The sequence below is a fragment of the Pseudomonas flavescens genome (assembly GCF_013408425.1).
GTDB lineage: Bacteria > Pseudomonadota > Gammaproteobacteria > Pseudomonadales > Pseudomonadaceae > Aquipseudomonas > Aquipseudomonas fulva_A.
In genome coordinates, this window is sequence record NZ_JACBYV010000001.1 from 796852 (window position 1) to 812781 (window position 15930).

Annotated in this window: 16 protein-coding genes; 11 read left to right on the top strand and 5 right to left on the bottom strand. The window is 63.9% G+C overall.

The window, feature by feature from the left end; translation table 11 throughout:
- The first annotated feature begins 5 nt into the window (after positions 1-5).
- Positions 6-905 (top strand): TauD/TfdA dioxygenase family protein, encoded by a 900-nt coding sequence (locus FHR27_RS03445; RefSeq protein WP_179537791.1) that lies wholly within the window; start codon positions 6-8, stop codon positions 903-905.
- Positions 906-959: 54 nt separating this feature from the next.
- Complete coding sequence (locus tag FHR27_RS03450) at positions 960-1859, top strand: TauD/TfdA dioxygenase family protein (RefSeq protein WP_042552779.1); 900 nt, start codon at positions 960-962, stop codon at positions 1857-1859.
- A gap of 80 nt (positions 1860-1939) precedes the next feature.
- Here FHR27_RS03450 and FHR27_RS03455 read toward each other — a convergent pair whose 3' ends face one another.
- The 5 genes from FHR27_RS03455 to minC all read right to left on the bottom strand — a co-directional run bounded on the left by FHR27_RS03455 (position 1940) and on the right by minC (position 5354).
- Positions 1940-2512, bottom strand: a complete 573-nt coding sequence (locus FHR27_RS03455) for a class I SAM-dependent methyltransferase (protein ID WP_179537792.1) — start codon at positions 2510-2512, stop codon at positions 1940-1942.
- Complete coding sequence (locus FHR27_RS03460; protein ID WP_042552781.1) at positions 2512-3147, bottom strand: RluA family pseudouridine synthase; 636 nt, start codon at positions 3145-3147, stop codon at positions 2512-2514. The genes FHR27_RS03455 and FHR27_RS03460 overlap by 1 nt, the downstream gene beginning before the upstream one ends.
- A 185-nt stretch (positions 3148-3332) precedes the next feature.
- On the bottom strand, positions 3333-3587 hold the full coding sequence (gene minE, locus FHR27_RS03465) for a cell division topological specificity factor MinE (RefSeq protein ID WP_042552782.1): 255 nt from the start codon (positions 3585-3587) through the stop codon (positions 3333-3335).
- Complete coding sequence (minD, locus tag FHR27_RS03470; protein WP_042552783.1) at positions 3584-4399, bottom strand: septum site-determining protein MinD; 816 nt, start codon at positions 4397-4399, stop codon at positions 3584-3586. The genes minE and minD overlap by 4 nt, the downstream gene beginning before the upstream one ends.
- 223 nt (positions 4400-4622) lie before the next feature.
- Positions 4623-5354, bottom strand: a complete 732-nt coding sequence (gene minC, locus FHR27_RS03475; protein ID WP_179537793.1) for a septum site-determining protein MinC — start codon at positions 5352-5354, stop codon at positions 4623-4625.
- A gap of 350 nt (positions 5355-5704) precedes the next feature.
- Between minC and FHR27_RS03480 the strand changes: the two genes are divergently transcribed.
- The 9 genes from FHR27_RS03480 to FHR27_RS03520 all read left to right on the top strand — a co-directional run bounded on the left by FHR27_RS03480 (position 5705) and on the right by FHR27_RS03520 (position 15924).
- Positions 5705-7108, top strand: a complete 1404-nt coding sequence (locus tag FHR27_RS03480) for an LLM class flavin-dependent oxidoreductase (RefSeq protein ID WP_042552785.1) — start codon at positions 5705-5707, stop codon at positions 7106-7108.
- A 16-nt stretch (positions 7109-7124) separates the two neighbouring features.
- Entirely contained in the window at positions 7125-8084 is a 960-nt protein-coding gene (locus tag FHR27_RS03485; protein ID WP_042552786.1) for an AMP-binding protein, read from the top strand.
- Positions 8081-8860, top strand: coding sequence for an ABC transporter ATP-binding protein (locus tag FHR27_RS03490; protein ID WP_179537794.1), 780 nt, complete (start codon positions 8081-8083; stop codon positions 8858-8860). Before FHR27_RS03485 ends, FHR27_RS03490 begins: the two co-directional genes overlap by 4 nt.
- On the top strand, positions 8860-9741 hold the full coding sequence (locus FHR27_RS03495) for a branched-chain amino acid ABC transporter permease (RefSeq protein ID WP_042552788.1): 882 nt from the start codon (positions 8860-8862) through the stop codon (positions 9739-9741). The genes FHR27_RS03490 and FHR27_RS03495 overlap by 1 nt, the downstream gene beginning before the upstream one ends.
- A gap of 4 nt (positions 9742-9745) precedes the next feature.
- Positions 9746-10810, top strand: coding sequence for a branched-chain amino acid ABC transporter permease (locus FHR27_RS03500; RefSeq protein WP_042552789.1), 1065 nt, complete (start codon positions 9746-9748; stop codon positions 10808-10810).
- 80 nt (positions 10811-10890) lie between these two features.
- Positions 10891-12231: an ABC transporter substrate-binding protein gene (locus tag FHR27_RS03505; protein WP_179537795.1), complete on the top strand. Its 1341-nt coding sequence runs from the start codon at positions 10891-10893 to the stop codon at positions 12229-12231.
- Positions 12232-12308: 77 nt separating this feature from the next.
- Complete coding sequence (locus tag FHR27_RS03510) at positions 12309-13643, top strand: ABC transporter substrate-binding protein (RefSeq protein WP_179537796.1); 1335 nt, start codon at positions 12309-12311, stop codon at positions 13641-13643.
- Between the two features lie 73 nt (positions 13644-13716).
- Positions 13717-14493: an ABC transporter ATP-binding protein gene (locus FHR27_RS03515; protein ID WP_179537797.1), complete on the top strand. Its 777-nt coding sequence runs from the start codon at positions 13717-13719 to the stop codon at positions 14491-14493.
- Between the two features lie 198 nt (positions 14494-14691).
- On the top strand, positions 14692-15924 hold the full coding sequence (locus tag FHR27_RS03520) for an SfnB family sulfur acquisition oxidoreductase (RefSeq protein ID WP_042552793.1): 1233 nt from the start codon (positions 14692-14694) through the stop codon (positions 15922-15924).
- Positions 15925-15930 lie beyond the last annotated feature (6 nt).

Genomic DNA, 15930 nt, shown 5'->3' on the forward strand with positions numbered 1-15930 from the left:
ACGTCATGACTCAAGCTGTCGCCGTATCAACCCCGCCTGCAGAGCTGGATCTGTTTCCCGTCGCTGGCCGCATCGGTGCCGAAGTGCGTGGAGTGCAGTTGTCCGCGAACCTCGACGAAGCCAGCGTGGCGGCCATCGAACGGGCGTTGCTGCGCCACAAGGTGCTGTTCTTCCGCGATCAGGCGCTGGATGACGCCGAGCAGGAAGCGTTCGCCAAGCGCATCGGCGAACCTGTCGCCCATCCCACCGTGCCGGTGCGTGACGGCAGCCGCTACCTGCTGGAACTCGATAGCGCCCACGGCACCAGAGCCAACACCTGGCACACCGATGTGACCTTCGTCGATGCCTACCCCAAGGCTTCGATCCTGCGCGCGGTGGTAGTGCCGGCTGCCGGTGGCGATACCGTATGGGCCAATACCAGTGCCGCCTACGAGGATCTTCCCGAGGCGCTGCGCGCGCTGGCCGACACGCTGTGGGCAGTGCACAGCAACGATTTCGACTATGCGGCGAAACGCCCGGATGCCGACCCGGTGCGCCTGGAGCAGTACCGCAAGGTCTTCGCCTCCACGGTCTACGAGACCGAGCACCCGCTGGTACGCGTGCACCCTGAAAGCGGTGAGCGCAGCTTGCTGCTCGGCCATTTCGTCAAGCGGATCAAGGGGCTCTCGCAGAGCGATTCGCAGCGTCTGTTCGAGGTGTTTCAGGGCTACGTGACACGCCTGGAAAACACCGTTCGCTGGCGCTGGCGCGCGGGTGACGTCGCCATCTGGGACAACCGCGCGACCCAGCACTATGCCGTCAACGACTACGGTGACCAGCCTCGCGTGGTGCGCCGCGTAACGCTGGCCGGTGACGTGCCGGTGAGCATCAGTGGCCAGCGCAGCAGAACCATCAGCAAATCCTGATCCGCGCCTGCCACCGAGGTGGCAGGGCAACCCATCTTCACGAGGCGCACCACCATGACCCAGACCGCCCACCCGCTGCAGCAGACAGCGAGCCATGATGACTTTCGCATCGAGCCCCAGCAGGCTCCGCTGGGCGCGATCGTCCATGGCCTCGATGCACGGCAGTCACCGAGCCCGGCGCAGATCCTGCAACTCAAGCAGGCGCTACGTGACCACCACATTCTGATCTTCCGCGACCAGCAACTCGATGAGGCGCAGTTCCTGCGTTTCACTTCCTGGTTCGGTTCGGTATTCCAGCCCCATCCTGACTTTCTGGTGCTGTCGTCGGGCGCGGACGGCAAGGCGCCGGATATCGTCAAGGTGGCCAACACCGACGACGGCGAACTCGGCCATAGCGAGCTGTCGGCCCACTCGGATCATCACTGGACGCCCACGCCCTCGAGCGGCTCGTTGCTGTATGCCCAGGAGGTGCCGCAGCACGGCGGAGAAACGGTATGGACCAACCTGGCCCTGGCCTACAGCACGCTGGACGAGCAGACCAAGGCCGAGATCGAGGGGTTACGGCTCATCAACTACAACCCATTCGTGCGCATTCGCAACGGTGACTATGGCCGCATGGGTTCGATTGCCTACCGCACGCCGGACATCGAACCGATCCAGGGCACCGAGCACCCCCTGGTGCGCACCCACCCCGAGAGCGGCAAGCGCCTGCTCTATCTCGGCGCGCGTACGGAGGTGGAGCTGGTTGGCGTGGCACCCGAGCGTGGCCAGGCACTGATCGCGCGACTGCGCGAGCACCTGGCCAGGCCTGAACTGTCTTACAGCCATCGCTGGAGCGTGGGCGATATCGTCTATTGGGACAACCAGGCCACCCTGCATGCACGCAACGCATTCCCTGCCGAGCAGCGCAGGCGCCTGCAACGCATCAGCCTGGCGGGAAGCCGACCGTTCTGAATGGCGGCACGTTGCCCGGGACGTCAGGCGTAATCTGGCGTCGAGCACAGTGATGCCCAGGAGCGGATTTACGAGCGCAATCAGCGCCTGGCCACCACCGCGAACAGGTGCCAGTGCTTGCTGCTGCCGACGGCGGTCTGGCCCTGGCGGTCGATTTCCTGCAGGTCGATGATCTGCCAGCCTGTGAACAGGTCTTCGACTTCGTGGCGGGTATGGATAGTCAGGCCGTCCGTTGCCCAGTCGTCGCGCTCACCGAAGAAGTGGCCAGCGAACAGGCCACCTGGCTCGAGGGCTCGCTCGATACGCTGCCACAGTTCGGGGAACGCTCCCGGTGGGCAAAAAGGCAGTGAGAAGCTGGCGTTGATCAGCTCGGCTGGCATCAGCTCGACGCTCTGGAATGTACTGCAGCGGGTCTGCAGCGCGGCCTGATGTTCCGGTGGCACCAGCGCGTTCAGGTGCTCGAATGCCAGCGGTTCTGCGTCGATGGCCTGTACCTGCCAGCCGCGACGCAGCAGCTCCAGCGTGTCGCGGCCAGCGCCGCAGCCCAGGTCGATGGCTTGGCCGGGAGCATCGCGCCAGTGATCCAGGGCCAGGAGCAGCGATGGCAGCGCTGGCGTATTGCGGGTGTTTTCGTAGAAGCGTCGGGCGTTCATCAGAACGGCGCCGGGCACTCGAAGCGCAGGCGTTCGCCGCTCTGCGGGTGGGTCAGGCTGAGCATGCTGGCGTGCAGGCACAGGCGCGGGTAGGCGGCCAGGGCCTGCTCGTGGGCGTAGAGACCGTCACCGAGCAGCGGATGACCGATGGACAGCATGTGTACGCGCAACTGATGTGAGCGGCCGGTGATCGGAGTCAGTTCGACGCGGCTGTGCTCGGCATGGCGCTCGAGTACGCGCCAGAAGGTCAGGGCGTGCTTACCCTGTTCGTGGTCGACCACGTGGCGCGGCTTGGTCGGCGGGTCGTAGCGCAGTGGCAGGTCGATGCTGCCGCTTTCGCCGTCCGGCGAGCCCCAGCAGAGGGCGGTGTAGGCTTTTTCCGTTTCGCGGTCGTGGAACTGTCGGGACAGCTCGCGGTGGCTGTCGGCATCTCGGGCGAGGACGATCAGGCCGGAGGTTTCCCAGTCGAGGCGGTGCACGATGCGCGCTTCGGGGTAGCCGTTTTCCTGCAGGCGGGTGACCAGGCAATCCTTGTTGTCTTCGGCGCGGCCGGGCACCGAGAGCAGCAGGGTGGGCTTGTTGATCACCAGCAGAGCAGCATCCTGATGGACGATTTCGATTTGGCTGAGCGGCATGGGCGTTCTTTCGGTTGGGCGGTAAAAACGAAAAGCGGCCATCGAGGCCGCCATTCGTGAAGCTGTTTAACGCATACGGGCGATGCCGTCTCCGGCATCGCTTGGTGGGTTACGCAGCGCACTGACTCTGGTTGTGAAGTGACGATCACTACCAGGCGCTGCTAACCCACCCTACGGTATGCGGATCAACGATCAGGGAGGGTGATGTTCAACTCCAGAATCGAACAGCTGCCCTGATTTTCCAGTGCGACCTGAACCTGATCGGAGTCGATGGCAACGTACTTGCGGATCACTTCGACCAGTTCCTGCTGCAGGGCAGGCAGGTAGTCCGGTTGAGTGCGCTGGCCACGTTCGTGGGCAACGATGATCTGCAGGCGCTCTTTGGCGATGGAGGCAGTGGCTTCCTTCTTGCGCGAACGCAAGAAGTCAAAAATATTCATTCGCGACCTCCAAATAGACGTTGCAGGAAGCCCTGCTTCTTCACATCAAGGAAACGGTGTGCCACTTCCTTGCCGAGCAGACGATCCACGGCATCGCTGTAAGCCTGGCCGGCATCGCTCTGGTCATCGAGAATGACCGGCACGCCCTGGTTGGACGCCTTGAGCACGGCCTGGGACTCCGGAATCACGCCGAGCAGGCGGATGGCGAGGATTTCCTCGACGTCTTCCACGCCGAGCATTTCCCCACGGGTCACGCGCTCCGGGTTGTAGCGGGTCAGCAGCAGGTGTTCCTTGATCGGGTCACCGCCCTGTTCGGCGCGACGGGATTTGCTGGCCAGCAGGCCCAGCATGCGGTCGGAGTCACGTACCGAGGACACTTCCGGGTTGGTCACCACGATGGCTTCGTCAGCGAAGTACATGGCCAGGTGAGCGCCTTTCTCGATACCGGCCGGCGAGTCGCAGACCACGTATTCGAAGTTTTCGCGCAGTTCGTTGATGACCTTCTCGACGCCTTCCTGAGTCAGGGCGTCCTTGTCACGGGTCTGGCTGGCGGCCAGCACGTAGAGGTTCTCGAGGCGCTTGTCCTTGATCAGGGCCTGGGTGAGGGTGGCTTCGCCATTGACGACGTTGACGAAGTCATACACCACGCGGCGTTCGCAGCCCATGATCAGGTCGAGGTTACGCAGGCCGACGTCGAAGTCGACGATGACGGTCTTGTGGCCGCGCAGGGCGAGGCCGGTACCGATGGCAGCGCTGGTGGTGGTTTTACCGACGCCACCTTTGCCGGATGTGACTACGAGGATCTTGGCCAAGGTGATTCACCCCAAAAATGAATAAAAAGCAGGAACCTGCCAGCGACTGGCGGTCTGTCGAAAAAATCGGTAGCGGGCTCTGGTGCGGCTCGGTCGGCAGGAAAAGCGGTCTGCTTCGGGCGCCGAACGATGCCAAATGGCCATGTGCTGGTGATTGTTTTGACAGTCCGCCTGAAGGCTTCCAGGTGCCCTTTGTGTCCGTTAAAAGTGGCGGCAGTATCCGTTAAAGACGGGTTATGTTCAACACATCCCCCGACAGGCCGACCTGTACTGCACGCCCCCAGTTCGGGTCACGGCGTAGGTCCTCGGCGACCTTGTACTGGCCGGCGATGGAGAGCAGTTCGGCACCCATCTGCTGACAGAAAATCCGCGCCTGACGATTGCCCTTGACCCCGGCCAGAGCCCGGCCGCGCATCGGGGCGTAAACATGGATGTTGCCATCTGCGAGAAGTTCCGCGCCGGCACTGACCGGGGCCAGCACTACCAGATCGCAGCCCTGGGCATAGATCTGCTGGCCGCCGCGCACCGGTGTGGTGACCACGCGGGTCGGCTTGACTTCCGGCTCGACAGGCTTGGGCGGCTCGACGGGCTTGGGTGCAGGGTCGATGACCCGCTCGCGGGCGCCGGAGGGTGGCAGCACGGGCAGATCCAGCGCATTGGCGGCGGCGATGTCCTCTTCGCGGCTGGCGCGCACGGCCAGTGTGCGCAGGCCGTGCTTGCGGCACAGGGCCATCAGTTCGCCGAGATCGAGAGTGCCTTCATCCCTGGGCAATTTGTCGAGAGCCAGCACCAGCGGGGTATTGCTGAAGAAGTTCGGGGCCTGGGCGACTTTTTCCGCCAGTTGCAGGTCGAGGCGTGCGAGGTCGTTGTGCGCCAGTTCCATCACGGTGATGGCCAGCATGCTGCCTTTGAGCTGGAACACGGGGTCTTGGTCGAGGAGATCAGCTTGGCTCATGGTCTGCCTGATACGGCCTTGGAAAAGTAGCGGGACTTATAACGAGAACGGCTGCCGGGCTCAAGCGTAAAAAGCCTCGGGTGTCGCCACCGGTGCGGCCTGAGCCCAGGGTCGTGCAGCGCTGTTCCCACGCTTGCAGGGTACCGCGCCAAGGGCTCGCAGGGCAGGGCGGTGCAACTGTTCTCCAACGAACAGCTGATCAGCAGCCTGCATGGCGCGGTACAGGGGCGATCGCTCGATGGTGTTTCAAGTCATTGATTGGTAACGGTTTATCGAATGGCATGGTTTGTGATTCAGAGGTTGTAGAGGCTGCGCCGAGGCGCCGCGAATCACTGCGTACCGGAGGATCCATGCCACGAGAAATTCGTTTGAATGCGTTCGAAATGAACTGTGTCGGTCACCAGTCGCCCGGGCTGTGGGCTCACCCTCGCGATCGCGCCTGGCAGTACAAGGATCTGTCCTACTGGACCGATCTGGCCAAGCTGCTGGAGCGCGGCAAATTCGATGGCATCTTCATCGCCGACGTGATCGGCATCTATGACGTATTGGGTGGCAACGGCGACGCCGCCATTCGTCAGGCCACCCAGGTGCCGGTCAACGACCCGCTGGCGCTGATCACGCCAATGGCGCTGGTCACCGAGCACCTGGGCTTCGGTCTCACCGCCTCGTTGACCTTCGAACATCCGTACCCGTTCGCCCGACGTCTGTCGACTCTCGATCATCTGACCAAGGGGCGCATCGGCTGGAACATCGTCACTTCCTATCTGGACAGCGGGGCGCGCAATCTCGGGCAGAAGGCCCTGAGCGACCACGATGCGCGTTACGACTATGCCGAGGAGTACCTGGAGGTGCTCTACAAACTGTTCGAAGGCAGCTGGGAGGAGGATGCCGTGGTGCGGGACCGGGCACGCGGCATTTTCAGCGACCCGAGCAAGATTCATGAGATCGGCCACCACGGCAAGCATTTTCAGGTGCCTGGCATTCATCTGTGCGAGCCCTCGCCACAGCGCACGCCGCTGCTCTATCAGGCTGGGGCGTCGAACCGCGGCAAGGCGTTCGCGGCGGGCCATGCCGAGTGCGTGTTCGTCGCGGCGCCGTCCAAGGTGACGCTGAAGAAGACCGTGGCCGATATTCGTCGCCGCGCTGCGGAAGCCGGACGTGATCCGCGCAAGGTGCTGATCTTCAACCTGCAGACGGTGATCGTCGACGAGACCGACGCCAAGGCCAAAGCCAAATGGCAGGAGCTCAAGAGCTACAGCAGCTACGAGGGTGCCCTGGCGCTGATCTCGGGCTGGACCGGAATCGACTTCGCCCAGTACCGACCCGATCAGGTGCTCAAGCATATTCATACCAACGCCATCCAGTCCGCGGTGGAGACGTTCTCCACCGCGGACCCGGGCAAGCAGTGGACGGTACAGGAACTGGCCGACTGGGTCGGAATCGGCGGTTTCGGGCCTCTCATCGTCGGCAGTGCGCAAACCGTGGCCGATGAACTGCAAGCCTGGGTCGAGGAAACCGACGTGGACGGTTTCAACTTCGCCTATGCGCTGGCCCACGAGACGTTCAGCGATGTGGTCGAGTGGCTGGTCCCGGAGCTGCAGAAGCGTGGCGTCTACAAGACCGAGTACGCGCCGGGCACCCTGCGGGAAAAACTCTTCGGCGAGGGGCCGCGCCTGCCGGAAAGCCACCCGGCCGCTGCCTATCGGGACCTGCAGGCGCTGTCTGCGCGTACCGCCAAGGCGGCATCGGCCTGATCGGCGAGGAGTGCACATGAGCGTACACCAACTGAACCCCGTGCCTGTCGATCAGGTGCCCGACGAGGCACTTGCCCTGGTGCAGCGCTGGGCGGCGCAGCAGCCGCTGGGCATCGCCCTGCGTCATCGACGCCGAGGCCAATGGAAGGCCTGGCGCTGGATCGATGTGTCACGTGAGGTGGAGCGCAAGGCGGCGTTGCTGACTCAGCAGGGCTTCACGGCGGGATCACGGCTGGCGCTCAGCGGCGCTTATGAGCCGACCCTGCTGTTACTGGCCCTGGCGGCGAAGAGGCTCGGCGGGCATGTCCAGCTGATTTCCCGATACAGCCGTGGCGAGACGCTGCGTCGTCAGTTGCTGGCGGGCAGGGCGGGTTTCGCCTTCGTGCAACGGCGTGATCAGGCGGCTGCCTGGCTCGAAGCCCTGGCCGACGAGCGCCGTCCACTGATGCTGTTCTGCGCTCAGCCGGTGAGCGTGAGCAAAGGCGTCTTGCAGGTGGTGGCGCTGGCAGAACTGATCGAAGGCCAACCCTCGCAGGACCGTTTGAGCTGGCGCCAGGCAGACCGCGAAGCGGCACTGTGGTGTGACGAGGGCAGCGAGTGGGGCGACGGGCTGCATCTGTTGCTACTGCACTGGCTGCAAGGCGGGCAGGGGCTGGCCTTCCCGGAGAGCAGCGAGTCGGCAGCCCGGGATCGTCGCGAGATCGCCCCGCAGACCCTGTTGCTGTCGCCGCCACGTCTGCGGACCCTGGCCGTGGAGATCGAGGCTCGCCTGGCGCCCGTCGGCAGCTGGCGCCGGCGCCTGTGCGACTGGACGCTGCACGATCCACGCCGTGGTGTGCGGCGCTGGATCAAGACACGTGTGCGCCAGTTGCTTGGCTTTCAGCGCTTGCAACGCATCGTTCAGGGTGCCCCGGGGTTGCCCAACGATGCCCCGGCTGCGCTGTGGATCCGTGAATACCTGGAGCGTGCCGCATGAGCAGCACTTGCTCGGCCATTCTCGATGTACGCAATGTCTCCCTGTCATTCCTGGGGGTCAAGGCGATCTCAGATCTGTCGTTCCGCGTACGGCGTGGCGAGATCTGCGCGCTGATCGGCCCCAATGGGGCCGGCAAGAGCTCACTGCTGAACATTCTCAATGGAGTCTATCGGGCGGACGCCGGAGAACTGCTGTTCAACGCCGAGCGCCTGGGGCGTATCCAGCCGCTCGGCGCTGCGCGACTGGGCATTGGCCGCACCTTTCAGAACAACGCGCTGTTCAAGAAGATGAGTGTGCGCGACAACCTGCTGACCGGCCTGTCGCGTTTCCAGCGCAGCTTTTTCCTCGAGCAGGCCCTGACGCTGCCCCGAGCGCGTCGCGAAGCTCGCGAGTTCGACCAGCGGGCGGAAAGCATTCTCGAGTTTCTCGAGCTGCAGCCCTGGCGTGATGTCGCTGTAGGCAGCCTGGCTTACGGCTTGCAGAAGCGTGTCGAGCTCGGCCGGGCATTGATCGCCCAGCCCACCCTGTTGCTGCTCGACGAGCCCATGGCCGGGATGAATGCGCAGGAGAAACAGGAAATGAGTCGCTTCATCGCCGACATCAATCGTGACCTGGGCACCACGGTGATTCTCATCGAACACGACATCAAGGTGGTCATGGGCTTGTCCAGCCATGTGGTGGTGCTGGACTACGGCCGCAAGGTCGGCGACGGCACGCCGGCCGAGGTGCAGGCCAACCCGGAGGTGATCGCGGCATACCTGGGAGTGACCCACTGATGAGCTTCTTTCTGGAAACCCTGATCGGCGGGCTGCTGGCCGGCACCATGTACTCCCTGGTGGCCATCGGCTTCGTGCTGATCTACAAGGCCAGTGGCGTGTTCAACTTCGCCCAGGGCGCCATGCTGCTGTTCGCCGCGCTGACCTTCGTCAGCCTGCACGATCAGGGCCTGCCCTTCATCGTGGCACTGGCGCTCACGGTGGTCGTGATGATCATCGCCGCGCTGCTGATCGAGCGGCTGGTGCTGCGGCCGTTGGTCAATCGCTCGCAGATCACGCTGTTCATGGCGACGCTGGGCCTGTCGTTCGTGATCGAGGGGCTGGCCCAGGGGCTGATGGGCGCCCAGGTGCGGGCGCTGGATCTGGGGATCGAGGATGTGCCGCTGTTCCTCGGCGAGATCATGATCAGTCAGTTCGACCTGATCGCTGCCGGGGTATCCGTGGCGCTGGTCGCGGTACTGGCCCTGCTGTTCAACAAGACCCGCATCGGCATCGCCCTGCGTGCGGTGGCCGATGACACCCGTGCGGCATTGTCGGTCGGCATCAACCTGAACCGCATCTGGCAGATCGTCTGGGCCGTCGCCGGCGTGGTGGGGCTGGTTGCCGGGCTGCTCTGGGGCGCTCGACAGGGCGTGCAGTTCTCGCTGTCGCTGGTGGTGCTCAAGGCACTGCCGGTGCTGATCATCGGCGGCTTCACCTCGATTGGTGGCGCCATCGTCGGCGGGCTGATCGTCGGTGCCGCGGAGAACCTCGCCGAGGCCTACATCGGCCCGTTGATCGGTGGTGGCATCACACCGTGGTTCGCCTATTTCCTCGCGCTGGTCTTCCTCTACATCCGTCCTGCGGGCCTGTTCGGCGACCGCGCCATCGAACGAGTCTGATGCCATGACCCTGACCACTTCCCCCCTGGCCGCGACCTATGACAACGCACCTCTGGCGCTGACCCGACGGCGCTGGCCGCTGGCTCTGACGGCACTGCTGGCGCTGGCCTTCATCGGCGTACCGCTGACTGGCAGCGACTACTGGCTCAACGCGATCCTGATTCCCTTTCTGGTGCTGTCACTGGCCGGGCTGGGGCTGAACCTGCTGACCGGCTATACCGGACAGACCTCGGTAGGGGCGGCCGGCTTCATGGCCGTGGGGGCCTTCGCCACTTACGGGCTGCTGCTGCGGGTGCCGGGAATTCCGTTGCCCCTGGCGCTGATGGGCGGTGGCCTGATCGCCGGCGTGGTGGGGCTGGTGTTCGGTATCCCCAGTTCGCGGATCAAGGGTTTTTACCTGATGGTCACCACGCTGGCTGCGCAGTTCTTCATCGAGTGGGTGTTCGCCAAGTTCCCATGGTTCTACAACTATGCCTCCTCGGGAACCATCAGCGCACCGCGCCTGGAGCTGTTCGGCTACAGCCTCGGCTCACCGGTCGGTCGCTATCTGCTGACCCTGAGCTGCGTGGTGTTGCTGACCTGGGTGGCGGTGAATCTGGTGCGCAGCCAGGTGGGACGTAACTGGATGGCCATCCGCGACATGGACACCGCCGCTTCGGTGATCGGTATTCCGGTGAATCGCTACAAGCGTCTGGCTTTCGCCGTCAGCTCCTTCTACCTGGGCATCGCCGGTGCACTCTGGGCATTCGCCTACCTGGGGACCGCGAGTGCCGGCAGTTTCGATATCAACCGCTCGTTCCAGCTGCTGTTCATCATCATCATCGGTGGCATGGGCAGCATCGCGGGCAACTTCATCGGTGCGGCGTTCATCAGCCTGACCCCGATCCTGCTCAGCCACACCGGGCAATGGTTGTTCGGCGGCCACGTCGATGCCGGGCAGTTGCAGAACCTGCAGAAGATTCTTTTCGGCGCACTGATCATCTGGTTCCTGATCAAGGAGCCTGAAGGCCTGGTGCGCCTGCTGAGCAATCTCGGCGAGCGCCTCAGGACCTGGCCGCTGCGTTTCTGAAACCGTCTTATCGCCAACACCTTGACCCGATCACGGGAGGGGCAACCGACACCACTATCGAGAAAAGAAAAGTGAGCACCATGCGCAAACCTCTGCACCGCACGTTGCTGGGCGCTGCCTTCGCCCTGGCTGCCCAGGCCTGGCTGCCGACGCTGGCTCAGGCGGCCGCCGACGAACAGTTCATCCCCATGGCCACCTACCGGGTCGGCGCCTATGCCTCCAGCGGCATTCCCTGGTGGGCTGGCGAGATCGACTACTTCCGGTACATCAACGAGGTGGAAGGTGGCGTCAATGGCGTCAAGCTGGTCTGGCAGGAGTGCGAGACCGAGTGGAGCGTGGACCGGATCGTCGAGTGCTACGAGCGTTACAAGGGCGGCCTCGATGGTGCGCCGACGGCGTTCTTCTTCACCCACAGCACGCCTGGCTCCTATGCCCTGATGGAAAAGGCCGCGGCTGACCGCATTCCGCTCATCGACGGCGGCGGCGGGCGCACGGAGTCCACCGACGGGCGGGTGTTCCCCTATGCCTTCCCGCTGTTGCTCAACTACTACGGCCAGGCGTCGGTGGGTATCAACTACATCGCCGAGCGCGAGGGCGGGCTGGACAAGCTCAAGGGCAAGAAGATCGCCACCGTCTATCACGACTCCGCCTATGGCCGGGAAACCCAGGCGCCGATGAAACTGCTGGCCGAGAAGTATGGCTTCGAGAACATTCAGATTCCGGTCGCCGATCCTGGCAACGAGCAGTCCGCGCAATGGCGTCAGGTGAGGCAGATCAAGCCGGACTGGGTGTTCCTGCGCACCTGGGGCGTGTCTACCCCGGTAGGGATCAAGACCGCCGCGCGTTTCGGCATTCCGGTCGAGCGCATCATCGGTGACGTATGGGCCGGTTCCGAGGCCGACGTGATTCCTGCCGGGCCGGCCGCCAAGGGCTATCAGGCCCTTGCGCCATTCCCCGGCGGCGACCAGTTCGAGATCCACAAGCGCCTCAGCAAGCACATCCTCGATACCGGCAAGAGCGATCTCAAGGATCAGCGCTACTTCGGCAAGGTGTATTACAACATTGGCCTGATCAACGCGGCCATCGCCGTGGAGGCACTGCGCACCGGGCAGAAGAAGTTCGGCAACCGCCCGCTCAATGGCGAAGAGGGGCGCTGGGCCTTCGAGCACCTGGATATCGACGCGGCACGCCTGAAAGCCATCGGCTTCGAAGGGCTGCTACCTCCCCTGAAACTGTCCTGCTCCGACCATGAAGGCGGTGGTGCGGCGCGCGTGCAGCAATGGGACGGTGACAAGTGGGTGCTGGTGACCGACTGGCTACAGGCCGATCGCGACACCCTGCGCCCGCTGATCGAGGCCAAGTCGGCCGCGTATGCCCAGGAGAAGGGCATCACCCCGCGGGACTGCAGCAGCGAACAGTGATCCATCGACAAGCGAGTTCCTCGACCCGAAAACGGGACAGGGCGAACCCCCAAATTTCGTCCACGGAAGTGAATCCCATGCAGCATTCCTTGCAGCGTACCCTGGCCTCGGCCCTGCTGATTCTCGGCGTTCATCTGGCGGTGCCCGCGCAGGCCGCGCCCGATGAGCAGTTCTTCCCGCTGGCTACCTACCGGGTGGGTGCCTACGCCTCGAGCGGTATTCCGGTGTGGGCCGGAATGATCGATTACCTGCGCTACATCAACGAGGTGGAAGGTGGCATAAACGGCGTCAAGCTGGTCTGGCAGGAGTGCGAGACCGAGTGGACGGCGGAGAAGGGCATCGAATGCTACGAGCGCTTCAAGAATGGTCTCAACGGTGCTCCCGTGGCGGTCTACCAGCCCAATGGTGCACCAGCGGCCTATGCCCTGGCCGACAAGGCCGAAGCCGACAGGATTCCGCTGATCACGCTCGGCTACGGCCGTACCGAGGCCACCGATGGCCGCGTGTTCCCCTACAACTTCCCGGTGATGCTGACCTTCTACAGCGAGGCGTCGGCGTTCATCAATTACGTCGCCGAGCGCGAGGGTGGGCTGGACAAGCTCAGGGGCAAGAAGATCGCGACCGTCTACCACGACTCGGCCTATGGCCGGGAGACCCAGGGGCCGCTCAAGCTGCTGGCGGAAAAGTACGGGTTCGAGAACATCCAGATTCCGGTTGCCGACCCGGGTAACGAGCAGGCTTCGCAGTGGCGGCAGGTGCGTCAGCTCAAGCCGGACTGGGTATTCCTGCGCACCTGGGGCGTATCCACACCGGTGGCGATCAAGACTGCCGCGCGCTTCGGCTTTCCGGTCGAGCGCATCGTCGGTGACATCTGGGCCAGCTCCAACGAAGACGTCTTGCCGGCGGGCGAAGCCGGCAAGGGCTATCTGGCGCTGACCCCGTATCCGGGCGGTGCGACGTTCGACATCCATCAGCGGATCAAGGAGCACATCCTCGACAAGGGCAAGAGCGATCTCAAGGATCCGAAGAGCTTCGGCAGCGTGTACTACAACTCCGGTCTGGTGAATGCCGCCATCGCCGTGGAAGCGATCCGTACCGGCCAGACCAGGTTCGGCAAGCGCCCGCTCAATGGCGAGGAAGGTCGCTGGGGGCTGGAGCACCTCGACCTCGATGATGCGCGGCTCAAGGAGATCGGCTTTCTCGGTCTGATGCAGCCGCTCAAGCTGTCGTGCAGCGACCATGAAGGGGGAGGTGCGGCCAAGGTACAGCAGTGGGATGGCAAGCAATGGAACCTGCTGACCGACTGGGTACAGGCAGACCGTCAGATCCTGCGCCCGCTGATCGATGCCAAGGCGGCCGAATACGCGCAGGAGAAGAAGGTCACCGCACGTGACTGCACGGCGCAGCAATGAGGTTCGCGCAGCTGGCGCCCGGCCAGCGAAACCTGATCACAGGGAGGCGCTGCGGCGCCTCGGGGGAATGGCAATGAACCAGGCACGTGGACCCGTCGTGCAGTCGAGCGAATTGCTCGTCGTCGACGATATCGAAGTGATCTATGACGGCGCCATCCTCGCCGTCGATGGGGTGTCGCTGCGTGTCGAGCAGGGCGGTATCGTCGCATTGCTCGGGGCCAATGGGGCCGGCAAGAGCACCACGCTCAAGGCCATCTCCGGGCTGGTCCAGGCCGACCGGGCGCGGGTCAGCCGCGGCAACATCCGTTTGCGTGGTGGCAGCACCGCCGGCATCGCGGCCAATCTGCTGGCCCGCCAAGGTGTGGTTCATGTGCTCGAAGGGCGCCATGTCTTCGCTCACCTGAGCATCGAGGACAACCTGCGTACCGGCGGCTTTCTGCGTAACCCCGGACGCAGGGAGCTGGAGGCGGAGCTGGAGCGCATCTATGCCTGGTTTCCGCGCCTGAAGACCAAGCGCAAGACCCAGGCCGGGCTCACGTCGGGGGGCGAGCAGCAGATGCTCGCCATCGGCCGGGCATTGATGACCAGACCCAGTCTGGTGCTGCTCGATGAACCTTCCATGGGGCTGGCGCCGATCATCGTCGAGGAGATCTTCGAGATCGTCAGCCAGCTCAATGCCCGCGAAGGCGTCAGCTTTCTGGTCGCCGAGCAGAACATCAACGTCGCCCTGCGCCATGCCAGCTACGGGTACATCCTGGAAAACGGTCGTGTGGTGGGTGAGGGCAATGCCGAGCAGTTGGCCAGCCGCGATGACCTTCAGCATTTTTATCTGGGCGGCAAGGCGGGCTGACCCTGTGCAAGCCGGTGGTTACGGGGCAGCCGACCGGGATGACACTGTTGGTTGGCCAACAGTGCTTCTACAGATTGTCAGGGTGCGGCGAATCAAGAAGTCGCGGTTTTTAGCTTAACCTTTTGAATTCGCTGAATATTATTTTCTGGTACGCGCTATGCAAAGCCTCCTGCAACCCGATTGCAAGAGGTGAGCAGCATGAGCCAGACCACGCTTTCTCCGTTCCCCCCGCAGGCCCGTTCGGCGCCAGAGCGGGCGGCCCACCTAATCCGCAGCGATGCCGAAGCCATCGAGGTCGCGCGGGAGCTGGCCGAGGCATTCGCCGTCGAAGCCGCAGCGCGTGATCGCGATCGTCGCCTGCCCTGGGCGGAGCTCGATCGGTTTTCCCAGAGTGGCCTGTGGGCGATCACGGTGCCCAGGGCCTACGGCGGTGCCGGCGTGTCCTACGCCACGCTGGTCGAGGTGATCGCGTTGATTTCAGCGGCTGACGCGTCCCTTGGCCAGTTGCCGCAGAACCACTTCGGGGTGATCAACAACCTGTCGCTCACCGCCAGCGAAGAACAGAAACAACGCTTCTTCGCCAAGGTCCTGCAGGGCTATCGCTTCGGTAACGCCTTCTCCGAAGCCAGGAGCAAGAACGTCACCGCGTTCGAAACCCAGGTGCGCTTCGAGGGCGACAGTGTGGTGATCGAAGGAGAAAAGGCCTACTGCACCGGTGCGCTGTTCGCCCATATCGTGCCAGCGGTCGGGGTGGATGAAGACAATCGGCCCTTCATCGCCTTCCTGCCCCGCGATGCCGAGGGGCTGAGCGTGATCGACAGTTGGGACGGCTTCGGCCAGCGCAGTACCGCCAGTGGCCAGGTGCTGCTCGACAAGGTCCGCGTACCCCGCAGCGAAGTGATCCCGGCCTGGAAGGCCTACGACCAACCTACCGCCGATGGCCCCGTGTCGCAGATCATCCAGGCTGCGGTGGACACCGGTATCGCCCGGGGCGCCTTCGCCGAACTGCTGAAGGTCGCCAGGCAGGCAAGGCCCTGGGTCGACAGCGGCCTGCAACATGGCTGGCAGGACCCGCTGAGCCAGGCGCTGATCGGCGACCTGGCCTGGCGCCTGAGTGCCGCCGAGGCGATTTTGCAGAAGTCAGCCAGGGCGGTGGACCACGCCGTCGCCGAGCCCAGCGAGGACAGCGTGGCCGAGGCATCTCTGGTGGTCGGTCAGGCCAAGGTGCTGTCCACCGAAATCGCCCTGGCAGCCTCCAGCAGGCTGTTCGAACTGGGCGGTACGCGTTCGGTTTCCTCCAGCCAGGGGCTGGATCGTTTCTGGCGCAACGCGCGAACCCACACGCTGCATGATCCGGTGCGCTGGAAGTATCACCTGGTCGGCAACCTGCGCCTCAACGGCATCAAGCCACAACGTCACTCCTGGAACTGAGGAAAC